At 71.7% G+C, this 17,381-nt stretch carries 19 protein-coding genes; 9 read left to right on the forward strand and 10 right to left on the reverse strand.

Annotated elements, in window-relative coordinates:
* The first annotated feature begins 104 nt into the window (after positions 1 to 104).
* Positions 105 to 1,184 (forward strand): NAD(P)H-dependent amine dehydrogenase family protein, encoded by a 1,080-nt coding sequence (locus SPRI_RS02525; protein ID WP_005307909.1) that lies wholly within the window; start codon positions 105 to 107, stop codon positions 1,182 to 1,184.
* Positions 1,181 to 1,660 carry a carboxymuconolactone decarboxylase family protein gene (locus SPRI_RS02530; protein ID WP_037772994.1) on the forward strand — a complete coding sequence of 160 codons (480 nt, stop codon included), beginning with the start codon at positions 1,181 to 1,183 and terminating at the stop codon, positions 1,658 to 1,660. Before SPRI_RS02525 ends, SPRI_RS02530 begins: the two co-directional genes overlap by 4 nt.
* Before the next feature lie 38 nt (positions 1,661 to 1,698).
* Here SPRI_RS02530 and SPRI_RS02535 read toward each other — a convergent pair whose 3' ends face one another.
* From SPRI_RS02535 to SPRI_RS02545, 3 genes are all read right to left on the reverse strand, one after another.
* Positions 1,699 to 3,342 carry a GMC oxidoreductase gene (locus tag SPRI_RS02535; protein WP_005307911.1) on the reverse strand — a complete coding sequence of 548 codons (1,644 nt, stop codon included), beginning with the start codon at positions 3,340 to 3,342 and terminating at the stop codon, positions 1,699 to 1,701.
* A gap of 85 nt (positions 3,343 to 3,427) precedes the next feature.
* Positions 3,428 to 4,765, reverse strand: a complete 1,338-nt coding sequence (locus SPRI_RS02540) for an SGNH/GDSL hydrolase family protein (RefSeq protein ID WP_005307912.1) — start codon at positions 4,763 to 4,765, stop codon at positions 3,428 to 3,430.
* A gap of 372 nt (positions 4,766 to 5,137) precedes the next feature.
* Positions 5,138 to 6,364, reverse strand: a complete 1,227-nt coding sequence (locus tag SPRI_RS02545; RefSeq protein WP_050791671.1) for a PP2C family protein-serine/threonine phosphatase — start codon at positions 6,362 to 6,364, stop codon at positions 5,138 to 5,140.
* 242 nt (positions 6,365 to 6,606) lie between these two features.
* Here SPRI_RS02545 and SPRI_RS02550 point away from each other — a divergent pair, with 242 nt between their 5' ends.
* Positions 6,607 to 6,798: a DUF2795 domain-containing protein gene (locus tag SPRI_RS02550; protein ID WP_005307914.1), complete on the forward strand. Its 192-nt coding sequence runs from the start codon at positions 6,607 to 6,609 to the stop codon at positions 6,796 to 6,798.
* A gap of 97 nt (positions 6,799 to 6,895) precedes the next feature.
* A complete protein-coding gene (locus tag SPRI_RS02555) occupies positions 6,896 to 7,381 on the forward strand; it encodes an AAA family ATPase (protein WP_005307915.1) in 486 nt (161 codons plus the stop codon).
* Positions 7,382 to 7,435: 54 nt separating this feature from the next.
* Here SPRI_RS02555 and SPRI_RS02560 read toward each other — a convergent pair whose 3' ends face one another.
* Together SPRI_RS02560 and SPRI_RS02565 are read right to left on the reverse strand one after the other, a co-directional pair.
* Positions 7,436 to 7,630, reverse strand: coding sequence for a hypothetical protein (locus SPRI_RS02560; RefSeq protein WP_005307916.1), 195 nt, complete (start codon positions 7,628 to 7,630; stop codon positions 7,436 to 7,438).
* 95 nt (positions 7,631 to 7,725) lie between these two features.
* Entirely contained in the window at positions 7,726 to 8,826 is a 1,101-nt protein-coding gene (locus SPRI_RS02565) for a carboxylate-amine ligase (RefSeq protein ID WP_005307917.1), read from the reverse strand.
* A gap of 203 nt (positions 8,827 to 9,029) precedes the next feature.
* On the opposite strand from SPRI_RS02565, the gene SPRI_RS02570 reads away from it, so the two are divergent.
* From SPRI_RS02570 to SPRI_RS02590, 5 genes are all read left to right on the forward strand, one after another.
* Positions 9,030 to 9,557: a hypothetical protein gene (locus SPRI_RS02570; protein ID WP_005307921.1), complete on the forward strand. Its 528-nt coding sequence runs from the start codon at positions 9,030 to 9,032 to the stop codon at positions 9,555 to 9,557.
* A 240-nt stretch (positions 9,558 to 9,797) separates the two neighbouring features.
* On the forward strand, positions 9,798 to 10,253 hold the full coding sequence (locus SPRI_RS02575) for a DUF6098 family protein (protein ID WP_037773002.1): 456 nt from the start codon (positions 9,798 to 9,800) through the stop codon (positions 10,251 to 10,253).
* A gap of 144 nt (positions 10,254 to 10,397) precedes the next feature.
* Complete coding sequence (locus SPRI_RS02580; RefSeq protein WP_005307927.1) at positions 10,398 to 11,327, forward strand: NAD-dependent epimerase/dehydratase family protein; 930 nt, start codon at positions 10,398 to 10,400, stop codon at positions 11,325 to 11,327.
* Positions 11,328 to 11,468: 141 nt separating this feature from the next.
* Positions 11,469 to 11,819 carry a hypothetical protein gene (locus SPRI_RS02585; protein ID WP_005307930.1) on the forward strand — a complete coding sequence of 117 codons (351 nt, stop codon included), beginning with the start codon at positions 11,469 to 11,471 and terminating at the stop codon, positions 11,817 to 11,819.
* A 270-nt stretch (positions 11,820 to 12,089) separates the two neighbouring features.
* Positions 12,090 to 12,959, forward strand: a complete 870-nt coding sequence (locus SPRI_RS02590) for an MBL fold metallo-hydrolase (RefSeq protein ID WP_037773003.1) — start codon at positions 12,090 to 12,092, stop codon at positions 12,957 to 12,959.
* A 34-nt stretch (positions 12,960 to 12,993) separates the two neighbouring features.
* Here SPRI_RS02590 and SPRI_RS02595 read toward each other — a convergent pair whose 3' ends face one another.
* The 5 genes from SPRI_RS02595 to SPRI_RS02615 all read right to left on the reverse strand — a co-directional run bounded on the left by SPRI_RS02595 (position 12,994) and on the right by SPRI_RS02615 (position 17,060).
* Positions 12,994 to 13,719 carry a DUF6766 family protein gene (locus SPRI_RS02595; RefSeq protein ID WP_050791390.1) on the reverse strand — a complete coding sequence of 242 codons (726 nt, stop codon included), beginning with the start codon at positions 13,717 to 13,719 and terminating at the stop codon, positions 12,994 to 12,996.
* 88 nt (positions 13,720 to 13,807) lie between these two features.
* Positions 13,808 to 14,218, reverse strand: coding sequence for a hypothetical protein (locus SPRI_RS02600; RefSeq protein ID WP_106428372.1), 411 nt, complete (start codon positions 14,216 to 14,218; stop codon positions 13,808 to 13,810).
* Positions 14,219 to 14,522: 304 nt separating this feature from the next.
* A complete protein-coding gene (locus SPRI_RS02605; protein WP_005307945.1) occupies positions 14,523 to 15,683 on the reverse strand; it encodes an oxygenase MpaB family protein in 1,161 nt (386 codons plus the stop codon).
* Between the two features lie 53 nt (positions 15,684 to 15,736).
* Complete coding sequence (locus tag SPRI_RS02610; RefSeq protein WP_037775782.1) at positions 15,737 to 16,789, reverse strand: polyprenyl synthetase family protein; 1,053 nt, start codon at positions 16,787 to 16,789, stop codon at positions 15,737 to 15,739.
* Entirely contained in the window at positions 16,782 to 17,060 is a 279-nt protein-coding gene (locus SPRI_RS02615; protein WP_037773004.1) for a hypothetical protein, read from the reverse strand. Before SPRI_RS02615 ends, SPRI_RS02610 begins: the two co-directional genes overlap by 8 nt.
* Positions 17,061 to 17,381 lie beyond the last annotated feature (321 nt).

Raw genomic sequence — 17,381 nt, forward strand, 5'->3', positions numbered from 1 at the left:
CAGGCCGGTCCCCCGGGGTCGGGCCTTGCCCTGCTGAGCGGGAGAGTCGATACCCGCCGTCATGGCACTAGGAACCTTCAGGCGCCGGGGCTACCCTCCGGCGCATGATTTCCACGGTGGTCTGGGGAACGGGCAACGCGGGCCGTGCGGCGATCCGTGCCGTGGCGGCCCATCCCGCGCTGGCTCTCACCGCCGTCATCGTCCACAATCCCGACAAGGTGGGCCGTGACGCGGGTGAACTGGGCGGTCTCGGCCACCGGCTGGGGATCGCGGCGACCGACGACACCGAAGCGGTGCTGGCCGCCGGTCCGCGGGCGGTGGTGTACGCGGCGACGGGCGACGTCCGCCCCGACGAGGCGCTGTCCGACGTCGTCCGGGCGATCAGGGCGGGAGCCGTCGTCGTCACCCCGTCGATGTACGCCCTCTACGACCACCGGAGCGCCCCGGCGGAGCTGCGGGACCCGGTGCTGGCCGCCGTCGAGGCGGGCGGCGGCTCGCTGTTCGTCTCCGGCGTCGATCCGGGCTGGGGCAACGACGTGCTGCCGCTGCTGATCAGCGGACTCGGCACCACCGTGGACGTGATCCGCTGCCAGGAGATCTTCGACTACTCCACCTACGACCAGCCCGACTCGGTCCGGTACCTGATCGGCATGGGGATGCCGATGGACTACCTGCCACCGATGCTCGCGCCGACGGTGCCGACCATGGTGTGGGGCGGGCAGATACGGCTGATGGCGAGGGCCCTCGGCGTCGAACTCGAAGAGATACGCGAGACCTTGGAGCGCCGCCCCCTGGGCGCCACGGTGAGCACCAGGACGATGGGCGACTTCGAGGCGGGCACCCAGGGCGCGGTGCGTTTCGAGGTGCAGGGAGTCGTCGAAGGCGAGCCCCGCATCGTCGTCGAGCACATCACCCGCATCCATCCGTCCTGCGCGCCCGGCTGGCCGGTGCCGCCCGACGGTGCGGGAGCCCATCGGGTGATCATCGAGGGCCGTCCGCGGATCGAGGTCACGGTCGAGGCCACCGACGAGGACGAGAACCGGTCCGCAGGGGGCAACGCCACCGCCGTGGGCCGGCTGGTGGGCGCCATCGACTGGCTCGCGGACGCTCCGCCGGGCCTCTACGACGCGCTCGACGTACCGCTGCGGCCCGCGGTCGGCAGACTGGGAAGGAGACGACGATGAACATCGACATCCCCGAGGGCAGGAACCCGATCGAGTACGTGTGGGGGGAGATGGTCCCCGGGATCGGGACGGCCGCCTCCGCGTTCTCCCTGGCGGTGTACGCGCACACCACCCTGGGCCTGCGGGAGTTCGAGGCCGCGCGGCTGCGGATCGCGCAGATCAACGGCTGTTCCTTCTGCCTGGACTGGCGCACCGAGCGCGACGGTCGCACCGTCGAGGACGGCTTCGCCGACGCGGTGACGGGCTGGCGCACCACGGAGGCCTTCGACGACCGCACCAGGCTGGCCGCCGAGTACGCGGAGCGGTACGCCACCGACCACCACGGCCTCGACGACGAGTTCTGGCGCCGGATGACCGCGCACTACAGCCAGACGGAGATCGTGGAGCTGAGCATGAGCATCGGATCGTGGCTGGCGTTCGGCCGGCTCAACCATGTGCTGGGGCTGGACACCGTGTGCGTGCTCCCCGGTCACTGAGCCGGCCGAGGCCGGGCCGGTCGCACCGGCCGGCACCGTCACAGGTCCGTGGCGATGATCTTCTCGATGTTGCGTTCGGCGAGCGCCGTGATCGTGACGAACGGGTTGACGCTGGTGTTGCCGGGGATCAGTGAGCCGTCGATGACGTACAGGCCCGGATGGCCGTGCAGGCGGCCGTAGTTGTCCGTCGCCCGGTTCAGTACGGCGCCGCCCAGCGGGTGGTACGTGAGGTGGTCGCCCCAGATCTTGTACGCGCCGAAGAGGTCGGTCCGGTAGATCGTCCCCTCCTTCGCGTTGATCCTGTCGAAGATCGTCCTTGCGGCGTCGATGGACGGCTGCTTCCACGCGGTCCGCCAGTCGAGGACGACCTTTCCGGCGGCCGCGTCCCAGGAGAACGCGGCGCGGTGCGGGTTCCTGGTGATGGACAGGTAGAACGAGGCGTAGGTCTCGATCCCGGTGGGCAGGGGCGCGACCTCGGCGAACGCGCCGCCGGCCTGCCAGTTGTCGATGCCCGCGGTGGGCATCGACGCCTGGAGTCTGCCGGTCGCGTCCCACATGTGGTTGGCGCGGCCGCACATGACGTTGCCGTTGTCGCCCCAGCCCTTTCCGATCTCGCCGTTGAGGCCGGGCAGTACGCCGGTGGCCTTCAGCCGGGTGAGCAGTTTGCTGGTGCCGACACTGCCTGCCGCGAAGAACACCCTGTCCGCGGTGACGGCCTTGACCGCGGTGACGTCGCCGCCGGTGTTCAGCTGTTCCATGACGACCGTGTAGCCGCCACCGCCGGCCGGCGCGACCGAGGTGACCTTGTGCAGCGGCGAGATGACGACTCTGCCCGTCGCCGCGGCTCGGGCGAGGTAGGTCTTCGGCAGCGACTTCTTCCCGTGGTTGTTGCCGAAGAGGACCTCGCCCTCCAGGGCGGACGCGGGCACCGTTCCCGCGGCCTCCTGTTCCAGGTAGTCCCAGTCGTACACGCCCGGCACCAGGACGAACGGGAAGCCGGAACGTTCGGCGTGCTTCCTGCCGACCCTTGCGTACTGGTAGCAGGCGGCGGACTCCCACCAGCCCTGGTCGACGACGCCCACGCCCAGCGCGGCGTTGGCGCGCGGGTAGTAGATGCCGTACATCTCGTCGGCGTTCACCGACGGGAGGACGGCTCCGAAGTTCTCGCGTCGTGGCGTCACGGCCATGCCGCCGTTCACCAGGGAGCCGCCGCCGACGCCGCGGCCCTGGTAGACGGTGATGCCGCCGAACTCCTCCGCGTCGAGGATTCCGGTGTAGCGGGGGACGTCCTTGTCGAGCGGGAAGCCGAGGAAGTCGCTCAGCGGCTGTTTGGTCCTGGTGCGCAGCCAGAAGGAACGGTGGTCGGGCCGCGTGGTGTTGGCGAAGACCTTGCCGTCCGGTCCCGGGGTGTCCCAGGACATCCCCATCTCGATCATGTGGACGTCGACGCCCGCCCGGGCCAGGCGCAGGGCGGCGACCGAGCCGCCGTATCCGGTGCCGATGACGAGAGCGGGGACGTGTGCCCCGTCGGGGATCGCGGCGGCGGGCGCCGCCTTCGCGCGGGCGGCGGCGGGGCCGTGACCCGCAAGGATGACGGCCCCCAGAATGGAACCGGTTCCAGCGAGGAGCTGACGGCGCGACGGATCTCTACCACTCGGTCGCGGTAAGGGCGCAGCGTTCATGTGATGTTCCTCACTCTTGAGTGAATGGGAACACGTTCTACTGCTGCGCATGCATGAAGTCACGGCATACCTGAAGGTAACTTCGTCAGTCCCGCGGCAGCGGCCGGTGCCTGAACAGGGAGACGGGCACGGCGTCGGCGAGCGCCTGATAGCCCGTCGGGTTCAGATGCAGGTGGTCACCGACGTCGAAGGCCGGGAGCAACTGCCGGGGGCTGTCCGGGTCGCGCGCCACCTTGTCGAAATCGATCACTCCGTCGAACCGGCCGCTGGTACGGATCCAGTGGTTGACCGCCTGACGGGAAGCCTCCCGCAGGCCCTCGGGATCGTCGTAGCCGGCGTTGCCTCCGAAGGGGGTCAGCGTCGCCCCGTACACCCGTATGCCCTGGGCGTGTGCCCGGGTGACGATCTGGCGGTAGGCGGCCGTCAGCTCGTCCACGACCTCCTTCTGCGCGGCGGGGCCGGCCGCGGCCGTGCCGATGTCGTTCACCCCCTCGAAGACCACCAGCCACTCCACACCGCTGGACGCCAGGACGTCACGGTCGAGCCGCGCCAGGGCGTTGGGCCCGAGGCCGTCGTTGAGCACCCGGTTGCCGCCGGCGGCCTGGTTGAGGATCGCGGTGTCCGCCGTACCGCGCCGGGACTGGAGCCGCCGCAGCAGCAGGTCCGGCCAGCGGTTGTTCAGGTTGGTCGTGGACCCGCGGCCGTCGGTGAGCGAGTCTCCGAGCATCACGGCGGCGCCGGCGGCCCGGGTCGACCACACCTCGACACCACTGAGGAAGTACCAGTGGTCCGTGCCGGTCGCCCCCGGCAGCTCGGCGTCCTGCGCGTGGTTCCCGGCTTTGAGATACGTGGTCGTCCGGGAGCCGGGGTGCGAGGTGATGTCCTCCGACGCCTGGCCCTCGGCCAGATAGACCGTCACCGTCAGGTTGGAGCCGGGTTCCAGGTCGAAGCCCAGAGGGTCGGACACCACCTGCGCGCCCACCGGCACGGTGACGGAGGCGCGCCCGCCGAAGGTCAACGGCCGTGAGGATTCCGGCCGTATCCCGCTCACGCCTGCCCTGCCGTCGACGGGCAGGGCCACGGAGGCGGCGGTGATGGGCAGCGCCGTGCCACCGAACGCGTTGGAGAACCGCAGCCGCAGCCGCTGCCCGCCGGTCGACACGTGCACGGTCTGCCGCACCGTGCTGTCGGCGAGCACCCGCCCGGGACGGGTGAACGGCGCGGGCGGCATGTTGCCCGGTTCCGTCAGCTGCGGCATCGACACCCATGTGTGCAGCCACTGTCCGGACGACCGGTGCTCGCTCGCATCGGGACGGGAGGCGTCCCCGTCGCCCTGCGCGGGAGGCGCTCCGGTCAGCGACGCTGTCGCGGTGACGACGGCGGCGACCATCCCGGCGGCCGCCGTGCCGAGGGCGGGTGACATTCGCTTCATGGGTCGCGGGCCTCTCCGAGGAGCACCGGTGCTTCCGGTGACCCGGAAAACCCTGCCAGCGGGGCCGCCGCCGGAGCATCAGACAGGCGTCGGGCATCGAGGCCCCCGCATCCGACTGATGCTCACCGCGGCGCACGGCCTGATGCGGGCCGGGGCTATGCGTGCGGGGCGACGGGGTGCCCCGCACACAGGTCAGAAGGAGGAGCGGATCTGCGTCCGGGACACGAAGGGAGCACGAGGTCCATGGCCCGAACCGAGAACTGTTCCTGACCCGGCCGCGCTCTTCCCTCACGCACCGCTCGGTCCGGAACGGAGCCAGAGGCCGACCGGCCCGGCGGCGCTCCTGCCGCCCGGCCGGCGGCCTCACTCGTGCACCAGCGGCACGCCCGCCACCGGGGCCGCCCTCTCGGTGGACTGCGTCTTGGGACCGAACCATTCGCACAGCAGGATGGTGGCGTCGTCCTGGAGCCGGTCGTTGTGGTGCTGGCGGACCGCTCGCATCAGCCTGCGCAGGGTCTCCGGTACGGGCAGACCGTCGGCGTGGTGACGGATGAGGAAGTCGACGAAGGCGGTGAGTCCGAACTCCACACCTGCCGACGTGCGTGCTTCCGTGATGCCGTCCGTGTAGAGGACGACACGGTCGCCGGGCTGGAGGTGCTCGTGGCACACCGTGGTCGGCAGGCCCAGGTCGCTGCCCATGGGGTGGGACGGAGGGCACGCCAGCAGGCTGCTCCAGCGTCCGCCGCGGATGACGACCGGCGGGAGATGCCCCCGGCTCGTCCAGGCGAGGACGCCGGTGGCCGTGTCCAGGTCGGCCATGACCCCCGTGACGAAGCGGTTGTGCCCGAACTGTTCGAGCAGCACCTCCTCGATGGCGTCCCCCAGATCGGCGAGACCGGCATCCTGCCGGCGGCGGTTGCGGCAGGCTCCCACGGCGAGGTTCGCGGTCAGGCCGGCCGCGGTGTCGTGCCCCATGGCGTCGAAGACGGACAGGTGGACGATGTTCCCCGTGGTGGCGTAGTCGTAGGCGTCTCCGCTCACCTGGTAGGCGGGCTCCATCACGGCTCCGATGGTGACCCGTCCGTCGGAGTAGGTGCGCGGCGGCATGAGCTGCCACTGCATCTCGGCTGCCACGTTCATCGCCCGGCTGCGGCTGAGGCGGGCGTAGGTGTCGCTCGTGACCCGGCTGCTGACCACGAGCATCGCCACCAGCGAGGCCAGCGCGAGCATGGCCTCCAGGGTCCCCTCGTCGTCGTCCGGCCCCGCGACGTGCAGGACACCGAGGCGCTCGGTGCCGTCGAGCAGCGGGATCCACCAGCAGTGCCTGCCGTCCGGGCCGCTCGCGCCGGCCGTGACGCGGCCGTACTGATAGGCCCGCCCGGCGACCGAGCCCTCGACGGTCAACTCCGCGGGATGCCGCTCCCCGGGCGGAGCGCCCTCGGAGACGAGCAGACGCAGCAGATCGCGCTGGAGGTCCCCCAGGTAGACGCGGACGTCCGTGAGGCCCGCGACCGCCGCGTGCTGGGACACCACCTCCGGAATGTGCTCGAAGGACATCACATGGCTGTCGGCGAGCAGCCCCATCAGCATGCGCCGCACATCTTTGTCCCGGTCGCTCACGTCACAACGCACCCTCTCCGTGAGCCGTCAGGTACGTACCGCTGGACCCCGGATTCGCCCTTCCACGGTCGCACACCGCAACCGGCCACGAAGGCGCGGTGCGGCCGGCACGCCCCTGCCGGACCGCCATGCGGGGCGGGCCCGCGCTCCATTCGTGTGACTCCGGCGGCCTCGCGCGTCGGGCTCCGACGCACGGGGGTAGCCATCGGCGCATGGCTGTGAACCCCATCGAAATGCAGAAGGCCCTCGGCGGCGTGAACTACCCGGCGTCCAAGGAGGAGATCGTCGACCAGGCGAGCAAGCACGGTGCCGGCAAGGAGATCATGTCCGCCCTGGGCTCCTTGCCCAGCAAGCGGTACGACTCGCCGGCCGCCGTGAACAAGGAGGTCGGCAAGGATTCCTGAACCGTCCGTCCACCACGACGGCTATCCGTACGCGGCCGCGCACCGTCCCTGATCCGGACAGTGCGCGGCCCGATCGTGTGAGAGGCCCGGCCGAGCAGTGACCACGGACAGCGCGCGACCGGAGATGGCCGTGCTCGTCGGGCTGCAGGCGTCGGGGAAGTCGACGTTCTACCGGCAGCACCTCTCCGGACGCTACGCGCTGGTGAGCAAGGACCTGTTCCCGCGCTCGGCGCGGCGGAAGCAGCCGCGGCAGATGCGGCTCATCGAGGAGCTGCTCGCGTCCGGGGCCTGGGTCGCCGTCGACAACACCAACCCCTCTCCCGAGGAGTGGACCCCGCTCATCGAGGCTGCCCGCGTCCACGGCGCCGGAGTGACGGCGTACTGGTTCCCCCCGGACGTCACCGCTTCCCTGCGGCGCAACGCGACGCGGGAAGGCAGCCTGCGGGTGCCCGACGTCGGGATCCGGGCCACCAGCGGGCGTCTGCGCGAGCCGACGACCGCGGACGGCTTCGACGCGGTGGTGGAAGTGCGCTTCGACGGCGAGGGCGGTTTCGTGGTGCGGCCCGTCGGGGACCGGGACTGACCGGCGGCGGACCGCCGGCCAGTGGCACCGGTCCCGGGACACGGGCCCGTGCCGCTACTTCTCGTAGTCCTCCGGCTTGACCCCGGCTTCGGCCAGTGCTTCCCGCATGGTGCTCCCAAGCCCGCCTTCGTCCTCCGCCGCGTTCCGGCCCTGCTCGGGTTCCGGCGCGGCCTGCTCGGCCGCCGAGCGCTCCGTGACGACCTTGTCGGTCGTTCGCGTCTTGGGGCGGTTCTCCTCGGGCACGGTCATCGCGGCGCTCCTCCCGTTCGATCATCGCGTCACGCCGCACCGGGTACCCGGAACCGCACGTCGAACACCACGTCGTGTCGAGCACCGGGGCCGGGTCAGGGCGCCGTGGTCTCCGAGGTGATCAGGCCGATGACCGCCTTCAGGCCGCCCTCGGCGAGCGCCCGTCGCTGACGGTCGGCGGGGGTGCCCTGCTGGAGCAGCCGATGGACGAGGGAGATGACCTCACGGGTGTCGCCTGCCGCGTCCAGCGCGGGCGTGATGTGCTCCATCAGCTGCGCGACGACGTCCCCGGCGCTGCGGCGCCGGCCCGTCGCCGTGATCAGGTGACCGCTGAGGCCGTAGCGGGCGGCCTGCCAGTTCGCCGCCTGCATCACCTCCGGCGGGATCGCGGCGACGGGGACTCCCACCGCCGTCTCGTGGATCGCGGTGGTGACCAGCGCCCGAACGATCCCGGCGAACATGACCGCCTCGTCGGCGCGCAACTGCACGTCCGGGCACCGCACTTCCACGGTCGGGAAACGGTCGGACAGCCGGACCTGCCAGTACAGCTGCCCGGTGTCGGAGATGATCCCGCTGCCGAGGAGTGTCTTCACCCGCTCCGTGTGGTCGGCGAGGTCCCGGAAGGCGGGCGGCGGACCGCTCACGGGCCAGCGGCCGAAGATCAGGGTGCGCCAGCTGGCGAAGCCGGTGTCCTGCCCGTCCCAGAGCGGCGAGTTCGCGGACATGGCGACGAGGACGGGCAGCCAGCCCCGTAGCCGGTTCAGCACGGCCACCCCGACTTCCGGACTCGGCACGGCGGCGTGGATGTGCATCCCGCTGACCAGCTGTTCCGCGACCAACTGCGGGGCCTGCACCTGCATCGCCCGGTAGCGCGCCTTCTCCGTCACCGGCGCGGTCACCGGCCCTCGCCTCGGTGGTGTCCCGCTCGCCGCGAGCCGGCATCCCTGCGCCTCGGCCGCGGCACCGACCGCGTGGCGCAGCCTCAGCAGGTGACCGCCGGCCTCCTCGAGCCGGGTGCAGATGGCGGTGGCGACCTCGACCTGCACCTGCAGCAGCTCGGACTGCAGCTCGTTCTCGTCGACGAGCGGTTCGAGACCCGCGGCAGCCCGGACCTGTTCGGCCATCGGTACCGGCACCCCCGTCTCCGCGTCGAGCAGCAGGTATTCCTCTTCCACGCCCAGGGTCACCGGCTCCATGGGGGTCAGTGTCGCGGGAGGGGCCCCGCGAGCAGCGGACGACACAGTGGTTTCGCCAAAGCGCGTCCGTGGGGGTGAACAGATGCCCGACGCGCGTGTGGCCGAGGCCACGTCCAGGCCGTGACGCACGCCATTTCTCCGGGCCACAGCGGCGGATAGCGTTGCCGCGCACATCGCTCCCCAGGAACACATCGGATGCCACCGTGCACGCAGACCTGACCTCCCTGATAGCGGCGACGGCCCAGTGGATGTCGCGCGCCTTCCCGTCGGGAGGCGGCGTGATGGATTCCGCCCTCGCCCACGCACAGGCGCATCAGGCCGTGACGGTGGCCGCGTCGCTCCGCTACCCCACGCCCGTCGACGCGGCTCTGGTCGCCGTCGCGGGCTCCGGGGGCTCCGCCCGGCTCGACTGGATCACCGGGTCCGACGCCGCGGGGGCGGACGACGCCGAGGAGTACGCCTGGCGCACCTGGGTGGACGAGGTCGTCGCCAGCTGGGCCGCCTGCCTGCTCGGCGATCCGGAACTGGCCACCACCGCAGTCGCCGCCCTCCACGAGGACGGGCACGGCGAAGGGACGCCCTCGGGGTTCCGCCGCCTGGTGACGCCCGACGAGCGCGACCGGCGCGCCGGTGCCCTGCTGCGCCACCCCGACCTGCTCGAACCCGTGGCGCGGCTGCACCGGTCCGACCTGCTGACCCGCCTGGGGCCCAGCCGCGCCATGACCGGCTGACCAGCCCTCTCAACCGCAAGGACGGGCCCGCCGGGCCGCCTTTCCCGGGCCGCCAGGTTCGATATCCGTACACCGGGGTACCGCACTTCGATGGCGACCTCGATCGCGTTGACCGTGACGATCCGGCACGGTGAGGGGCCGCCGCACCGTCGGGGCCGCGTCGCTCCCCGGCCACCGAACGACGTGCGCGCGGCCTGTCGCACAGCCTCGCGGGCCGAGCCGAGCAAGAATCGAGCCGACATGAGCCACAACGACGCAATGCCCACGTTCGAAGCCCTCGACGCGCTGGTGGACCTGGTCAAGGCCCGGCAGGGGCTCTACGTGCGGTGGTCCAGAGGGCCCGAGCCGGATCTCGGGTCGGTGTCCAGCAAGGACGACCTGACCGGCATCCCCATGCCGGGGCTCTCCGCCAGCCCGCTGGACGTGGAGGACTGGTGGGACGGCCGGCCGGTGCGCACCTGGGTCGCCCGGCGGCTGTACGACTACTCCCACCTGCCGCGGGTCAAGGACGACCGGGCCCGCCCGTGGGTCCTGCACGGACGGGAGGCGGGCCGGGGTCCGGACAACGAGCCACTGGTCCGCGATGTGGAACCGCTCGGCTGGATCGCCGAGGAGGTCATCAGCGAGGCCGGCGCGATCGTCGAGCGGCAGCCTGGACGCTGGGGTCCGCTGGACCGCGACGCCCAGACGCCCTGAGGTCCTCGCTGCCTGACGGCCCGGATCCACCGCGCCGACGGCGGCAGCGCGGAGAGCCGGCCGCTCTCGCCGTTCCGGTCCCCATGTCACAGATGCCGGGGGCCGTCCCGTCTCCGTAGTGAGAGCGATACCGGAACCGGGAAGGTGATCATCGTGCGAGTGTTCGTGGCAGGCGGGACCGGAGTCGTGGGGCGGCGCCTGGTGCCGCAGCTCGTGGCCAGGGGCCACCAGGTGACGGCTACGACGACGAACGCGAACAAGCTGGGTGTGCTGCAGGGGCTCGGCGCGGACGCCGTCGTGATGGACGGGCTGGACGCGGGGTCGGTGGCGGAGGCGGTGGCCGGGGCCCGGCCGGACGCGATCGTGCACCAGATGACCTCGATCGCCGGCAAGCCCGACATCAAGCACATGGACCGCTGGTTCGCCACCACCAACCGGCTGCGCACCGAGGGGACGGACCACCTGCTGGCCGCCGCTGAGGCGACCGGTGTGTCGAACGTCGTCGCGCAGAGCTACGGCTCCTGGAACGGCATCCGCCGGGGTGGATGGGTGAAGACCGAGGAGGACCCGCTGGACCCGATGACGGGGACGGCGGCGAGTCCCGGGATGGAGGCGATCCGCCATGTCGAGGAGAGCGTCGTCGAGGCCGGCGGTGCGGCGCTGCGATACGGCGGGTTCTACGGACCGGGCGCCACGGACGACCAGGTCGAGCTGGTGCGCAAGCGGCAGTTCCCGCTGGTCGGGGACGGCGCCGGGCACAGCTCGTGGATCCATCTCGACGACGCGGCGAGCGCCACCGTCCTGGCGGTGGAGCAACAGGCGAAGGGCGTCTTCGACATCGCCGACGACGAACCTGCCCCGGCCTCCGCGTGGCTTCCCCATCTGGCTGCCTGCGCGGGCGCCAAGCCACCGATGCGGATCCCCAAGTCGCTGGCCCGGCTGCTGGCCGGTGAGGTCGCGGTCGTGATGATGACCGAGGGGCGCGGCTTCTCCAACGCCAAGGCCAAGCGGGAGCTCGGCTGGGAGCTGCGCCACCCGTCGTGGCGCGAGGGCTTCAAGGAAGAGCTGGCGTGACCCGCCGAGCAGCCTCGCCGGCCATGGACCGACCTGTGACGGCCGACCGCGCCCGCTGAGAGGCGTGCCGCATCAGGCGCCGCGCACCGGGCACCCTCACTGGGGAGTCCGCCACGCGACGAGCAGCACCGGAGGCCGTTGATGTTGTCCCACGCTTTCGAGGACGGCGTTCTGGTCGTCACCCTGCACAGCACCGGCGGCACGGGCCGACGAGGAGGGCTGTCGCAGGAGATCGGCGACCTGGTGCACGCGTACCGGCCGGGTGTCGTCGTCATCGTGCTCGACGAACCGGCCGTCGGCAGCGGCATCGTCGACGCCGTCCTGGAGGCGCACCGCCTGTGCGACCGCCTCGGTGTCATGATGTCCGTCGCCACGCACAGCGCCCCGCTGCGGCGCCTCCTCGAGGCGAACGCCGACACGGGTGGCACCCGCCTCGTGGTCCACGCCCGCACCGACACGGCGATCCTTTCCGCCGTCGCGGCGGCGGCCTGACACGACGGTTCGGCGCCTGCCACCGTGCGCGCGGGCGGCCGGATGCCCACGGCGACACCATCGGCCGGCCAGAAGTTTTCACGGGCGGCGGCACCGTCAAGCAACCGGGAGTCCCCACGCGTACCACCGTCGGCGGGGAGTCCACTTCGGCGCCCCCCTCGGCCGGCCCGCGGGCGGCGGTTCAGCTCGCATGCAGGGGGAACCCGTGGCGGCGGATACGCACCGACCGCCGAGGTGAGCCGCCCGGCGCACCGGGCGAAGGAGAACCGTATGAGCGCCGCCCCGGACCTGCCGGTCAGCATCGACTTCATCGGGAACGCCACCACGCTGATCCGCTACGGCGACCTGACGCTCCTGACGGACCCGAACTTCCTGCACCGCGGACAGCACGCGTACCTCGGCTACGGCCTTGTCAGCCGCCGTCTCACCGAACCGTCGATCGGCGTGGAGGACCTGCCGCGCGACCTGACCGCGATCGTGCTGTCGCATCTGCACGGCGATCACTGGGACCGTGTGGCCCGCAACAACCTCGCCCGGTCACTGCCCGTCATCACCACCCCGCACGCCTCCCGCCGCCTGCGCCGTCTGCACGGCTTCCGCCGGGCCGACGGGCTGCGGCCCTGGCAGAGCCACACCCTGGTCGGCCAGGAGGGCAAGGTGTCCGTCACGGCCCTGCCCGGCCGGCACGCCGGCGGAGCACTCCGGTTCCTGCTGCCCCCGGTGATGGGCAGTCTGCTGGAGTTCGGCCCGCCCAGAGGTCCCGTACGCCTCCGGCTCTACATCTCGGGCGACACTCTGCTGTTCGACGGCATCGAGGCCATCGGCCGCCGCTGTCCGGACACGGACCTGGCCGTGCTCCACCTGGGCGGCACCCGCCTGCCGGGCGGGTTCCTCGTCACCATGGACGGCGCGCAGGGCGCGGAGCTCGCCGCCCGGCTGCGTCCGCGCTGGCTGCTGCCCGTCCATTACGAGGAGTACACCGTGATGACCTCGCCGCTCGGCGACTTCCTCGACGCCGCGGAGGAACGGGGCCTCGGTGAACGCGTCGTCCACTGCGAGCGCGGTGGCCGTACCGTCGTCGCCCCCGGCGAGCGGCCCGTGGTCGAACAGCCCGCCCCCGGCGCGGGCGCCCGGCCATGACCGCGCCGTCCGCGGCGGGAAACCTCCTGAGCGCTCAGCCTTCCACGCCGGTCGCCGTGTGCGCCGCGCCCACGGGCTTGGACTCCGGCGATCCTCGTTGCCTCAGATAGATGGCAAGGACGGCCATGGAGCCGATGGCGAGGAGTTCGGACTGCCAGTTCTGGAGTGTCCGGCTCCAGAATTCCGCGGAGGAGAGGTACTCGGGCCAGCTGGTCGGGGCCTGGAGGCCGCGCAGCTGCTGCTCGTTGTGCGAGGCGACGCCTGCGACGGACTGGGCCAGCCACGACAGCAGGAAGATGGCGCCCATGACGAGGCCGAGGGAGCGCGAGTAGAGCGTTCCCCGCCAGCCCTTGACCGTCGCCCAGCGGGGCGAGTCCTCTCTGGCGTGCTCGCCGACCAGCTGGTCCTTGTCCGACTCGACGCCTGCCTTGTGCAGTTCCTTGGACTCGGGTGAACCGCGCTGCAGCAGCCAGACGGTGGCGAAGATGTAGAGGAAGAACTGCAGGTACTCGGACTGCCAGTTCTCCGTGACATCGACAGCGAAGTCGGATGACGTCACATAGGCGCCGAAGCTGACGGGCACCAGACCGTCGGCGATCAGCTGGTTGTTGAACTCGGCGTGTCCCGCCACCGCCTGGCCGGCCAGGGCGAGCAGGAAAGCCGCCAGGAAGGCGAGACCGAGGCTGTTGTGGTGCAGGAACCGCAGTACGGGATGGCGGGGCGGGGCTGTGCCCTCGTCGGACACCGGCCTGGAGTTCATCGGTGCATCAGCCCCAGCGCCATGAAGTAGGCGAGACCGCCGGCGATCATCACGAGCGTTCCGACGAACAACGTTCTCATGGCCTCGTTCACCCGCCCTTGAGTTCGCACTGGTACGGCCTGCCCTCGCGGGGCGTGCATCCGGCCGCCGTCACCTTCCAGCCGGTCGGGAAGTGGGAGAGGAACAGCGTGTCCTGGTCGAGTACGACACGGGCCTGATCGCCGTACACGTCGACGCGACGCACCGCACCGGCCTCCGTCAGGTCCTCTTCCCCGATCGCTTCTTCGCAGCTGCTCCTGGCCGACTGCTCCAGCTCTTCCAGGGTCTCCGGCGCGAGGGCGGCGCACACGCGCGCGAACTGCTCGGCCCCTAGCGCCTGTTCGAAGCCGGTCACCTCGGCGGTCACGTCGTCACGCCGCTCGTCGAGCGACCCGCAGGCGCTCGTCGTGACGATGAGCGCTGCCACGGCGACCGCTCGGCCCCACCACCGTCCTGACACGCTGCCTCCCGGCCGACTCAAGGCGGGCCGCGCCCACCGGGTCGAAGACGTGGACAGCGGCTTCCCGCCCATGAGACGCCCAGTCCCCTCTTTCCGCAACGCAGGGCGCCCCGGAGGGCGGCGTCGTCGACAACGCGTCCGCGTGCCGTACGCAGCCCTCGGTGACGACGCGTCGTGACGGCAGCCGGGGGCGCCCACGACCGCCGAACGGCTCTTCGGCGAGGGTCCGTGGCGCGGCGGTCCGTCCGCGGGAGGTGTCGCGGGGCGTCAGGCGAGGCGCGGCTCGGCGAGGGCGGGCCCGGTCTCAGGTCGTGACCGTCGGAGCGGGCGGGGTCCAGCGGGCGGTGCGGGCGGCGGAGGTGACGCCGTAGTCCTTCTTGAGCTCCTCCGGGATGGCGTAGTGCATGACACGACCGCGTGTGAGCGAGCTGAGTTCGAGGAGCGTGGTGAAGTGACCCAGGCGGTCGAGGGCCCAGGCCCCGAGGGGTGAGCGGTCCTCGATCGATTCGAGGATGCCCAGCAGGGCGGGGGCGGCCTTGACCGCCGTGTCCCAGGGCGTGCGGGGGACCTGGAGCCAGTCGGCGCAGGTGTCGCCGATGAGGTAGCGGATCAATGCTCCGACGACGGGATCGAAGAGGGTGCCGGGGACGACCTCCTCGTAGAGGTCGATGAGCCGGCGGGTCAGGTGGGCCCCTTCTTCGCTGGGGCCCATGTACCGGGTCATGTACAGATCGGAGAACCGGCGGGCCTGCTGGAGATCCGCCGGTGCGTGGTCCTGGTCGACGCCGAGCATCGCGCCGACGACACGCCATGCGTAGTAGTAGGACTCCGCCCCCTCCGTGCTCATGTGGATGCCCAGCCGGTGCAAGGCGTCGAGCACCTGGATGGAGAACATCATCTGGCCGCCGATCATGTCCTCCTGGCAGATCGGCGTGCCGAGGCTCTCGGTGTCCCAGCGGCCCTCGCGGCGCAGGTGGTGGCGGATCGAAGCGTGCAGCAGCCGCACCTTCTGCGCGGCGGGGATGAAGCGGCTGCCGGCCTCGAAGGCACCCGGTTGCATGAGATGGACGGTGAACTGCCCGGTCTCCGCCATGCGTTTGGAGGGGTACTTCAGCGAGTGCGTCGCCGACAGCAGCCTGGCGACATGGGGCAGGACGTAGCAGGCGGGCATCGCGGCGAAGGACAGGGCCGTGGAGATGTGGACGTTGTTGTCGATGAAGAACATCCTCGCCCTCTCCATCTCCTCCCAGTCCACCCACGACGGCGGGGCGCCGGTCCGGTGGAGGTACTCGCGGGCGACCTCCGGCAGCCCGTCCGGCAGCGGTGCGCCGACGGTGGAGACGTAGCGCATGAGGGTGTTGAACGTGCCGACCTCGCCCCGTTCGAAGAGCGTGGCGACGGTGGCGTCGGCCAGTTCGTCGCCTGCCGTCCGCAGGGCGTCGAGGGACTGCTCGGTGTAGGTCATCACGGCTCCTTCGTGGGCCGGACGCGGCGGTGCGGGCCGGGGGTGGTGGATCGTCAGTGCAGGCGGACGGTGGCCGCCCGGGCCAGGTCGCTCAGGGCTCGAGCGGCGTCGGCCGGCAGTCGTATCCGGTCGAGGGCGTCGAGCGCGGCGCGTACGCGAGCGCCGATCATCTCCTCGATCCGGGCGGGGGCCCGGGTGCGGTGCATGATCTCCCGCACGCGGGCCAGGGACTCCGCGTCCGTGGTGCCGTTCCCCAACAGCCCTCCCAGCTCCGCGCGTTCCGTGGCGGTGGCTTCCTGCCAGGTCCACGCCAGCAGGGCGGTGGGCCGGTGCACGGCGATGTCGTCGGTGTTCGCCTTCCCCGTGCGGGCGGGGTCGCCGAACAGTCCGAGGAGGTCGTCGCGGAGCTGGAACGCCTCCCCCAGCGGCAGCCCGTAGTCGGAGAGCGCTTCCCGCAGCTCCTCACAGGCACCGCCCAGGGCGCCGCCGATGTGGAGAGGATGCTCGACGGTGTACTTGGCGGTCTTGTAGCGGATCACCTTCAGCGAGGCGGCCGTGTCCGGGTGGGCACCGGTACGCAGGATCTCCAGGCACTCCCCCGCCACCAGTTCGCGGGCCAGGACCGCCCACAGGGGCCGCGCGCGGGACAGGTAGGCCGCGGGCAGACCGCAGGCGGTGAACAACTGCCCGGCCCATGACATCAGAAGGTCACCGACCAGCATCGCGAGCGACCTGGCCGCGGCTCCGGGGCGGGGACTCGCGACCACCGCGGCGCGCAGGGCGACGTGCGCGGTGGGCAGTCCGTGCCGCAGGGGGCTGTCGTCGATCAGGTCGTCGTGGACCACGGCCGCGGCGTGCACCAGTTCCATGGCCGCGGCGGCGCGCACCAGGGCGTCGCTGTCGGGCTGGCCGGCCGCACGCCAGCCCCAGTAGCAGAAGGCCGCCCGGAGCCGCTTGCCCCGGTTCGTGGCGATCCTCAACCGGTCGGCGACCGGGGCGAGATCGCCGTCGACGGCCAGGAGGTGGTCGATCTCCTCCTCCACGAAATGGAGCAGGACGTCGTCCACCCGGGCCTTGAACGCCGCTCGCCCAGGGTGGTCAGGCATCGCCGCGGCCACGCACGGTGGTCACGTGCCGGGCCAGCAGTTCCATGTGCGGCGGCGAGGTGGGGGCGTAGCGGTCGAGGGCGAGGCGGCCGCGGGCCTTGATGTCCTGCCTCCCCTCGTCGGCCAGGTCGGCCATGTCGGCACGGCGGAGCAGTCCGCGTAATCCGCTCAGAGCGCCGCTCACCGTGCTGACGGCCAGGTCGGCGACGCCCGCGGCCAGCAGCACCACGTCGTTGGCCTCCTGGCCGCGCCCGTGTCCGGTCCCCTGCATCGGGCCACCCCTCCCCCTCGGTCCGCCGGCCGTCCGGCCGCGCGGTGACCGTGCCCGACCGGGGCGGACGAGATGCGCCCCGGTGTCCTCATCGGAAGAGTGGCGAGTGCCGTTCGCCGCCGCGACGGGGATCACCGAACGGATGACACACCGAACTGCCGTGCACCGGCCGTCCTGACGTGCTCCGCCCGGCGGCGGACGGGGGTGACGGTCCGGGCGCGAGCCGCCTCGGGAGAGCGTTTGCCGAAGTCGCCCGTGCGCCTTCATGCAGGGCGGATGCCGCGGGAGCGGAAGCGCTCCCGCGGCGTGTACGGGGGCCGC

The organism is Streptomyces pristinaespiralis, assembly GCF_001278075.1.
Lineage (GTDB): Bacteria > Actinomycetota > Actinomycetes > Streptomycetales > Streptomycetaceae > Streptomyces > Streptomyces pristinaespiralis.

What these genes read in the sequence shown, in the direction of transcription:
- SPRI_RS02530 (WP_037772994.1), top strand. Translation starts at nt 1,181, where the DNA reads ATGAACATCGACATCCCCGAGGGCAGGAACCCGATCGAGTACGTGTGG.
- SPRI_RS02590 (WP_037773003.1), top strand. Translation starts at nt 12,090, where the DNA reads ATGAGCGCCGCCCCGGACCTGCCGGTCAGCATCGACTTCATCGGGAAC.
- SPRI_RS02610 (WP_037775782.1), bottom strand. Translation starts at nt 16,789, where the DNA reads ATGCCTGACCACCCTGGGCGAGCGGCGTTCAAGGCCCGGGTGGACGAC.
- SPRI_RS02540 (WP_005307912.1), bottom strand. Translation starts at nt 4,765, where the DNA reads ATGTCACCCGCCCTCGGCACGGCGGCCGCCGGGATGGTCGCCGCCGTC.
- SPRI_RS02550 (WP_005307914.1), top strand. Translation starts at nt 6,607, where the DNA reads ATGGCTGTGAACCCCATCGAAATGCAGAAGGCCCTCGGCGGCGTGAAC.
- SPRI_RS02615 (WP_037773004.1), bottom strand. Translation starts at nt 17,060, where the DNA reads ATGCAGGGGACCGGACACGGGCGCGGCCAGGAGGCCAACGACGTGGTG.
- SPRI_RS02535 (WP_005307911.1), bottom strand. Translation starts at nt 3,342, where the DNA reads ATGAACGCTGCGCCCTTACCGCGACCGAGTGGTAGAGATCCGTCGCGC.
- SPRI_RS02605 (WP_005307945.1), bottom strand. Translation starts at nt 15,683, where the DNA reads ATGACCTACACCGAGCAGTCCCTCGACGCCCTGCGGACGGCAGGCGAC.
- SPRI_RS02585 (WP_005307930.1), top strand. Translation starts at nt 11,469, where the DNA reads ATGTTGTCCCACGCTTTCGAGGACGGCGTTCTGGTCGTCACCCTGCAC.
- SPRI_RS02560 (WP_005307916.1), bottom strand. Translation starts at nt 7,630, where the DNA reads ATGACCGTGCCCGAGGAGAACCGCCCCAAGACGCGAACGACCGACAAG.
- SPRI_RS02575 (WP_037773002.1), top strand. Translation starts at nt 9,798, where the DNA reads ATGAGCCACAACGACGCAATGCCCACGTTCGAAGCCCTCGACGCGCTG.
- SPRI_RS02545 (WP_050791671.1), bottom strand. Translation starts at nt 6,364, where the DNA reads ATGCTGATGGGGCTGCTCGCCGACAGCCATGTGATGTCCTTCGAGCAC.
- SPRI_RS02595 (WP_050791390.1), bottom strand. Translation starts at nt 13,719, where the DNA reads ATGAACTCCAGGCCGGTGTCCGACGAGGGCACAGCCCCGCCCCGCCAT.
- SPRI_RS02525 (WP_005307909.1), top strand. Translation starts at nt 105, where the DNA reads ATGATTTCCACGGTGGTCTGGGGAACGGGCAACGCGGGCCGTGCGGCG.
- SPRI_RS02565 (WP_005307917.1), bottom strand. Translation starts at nt 8,826, where the DNA reads ATGGAGCCGGTGACCCTGGGCGTGGAAGAGGAATACCTGCTGCTCGAC.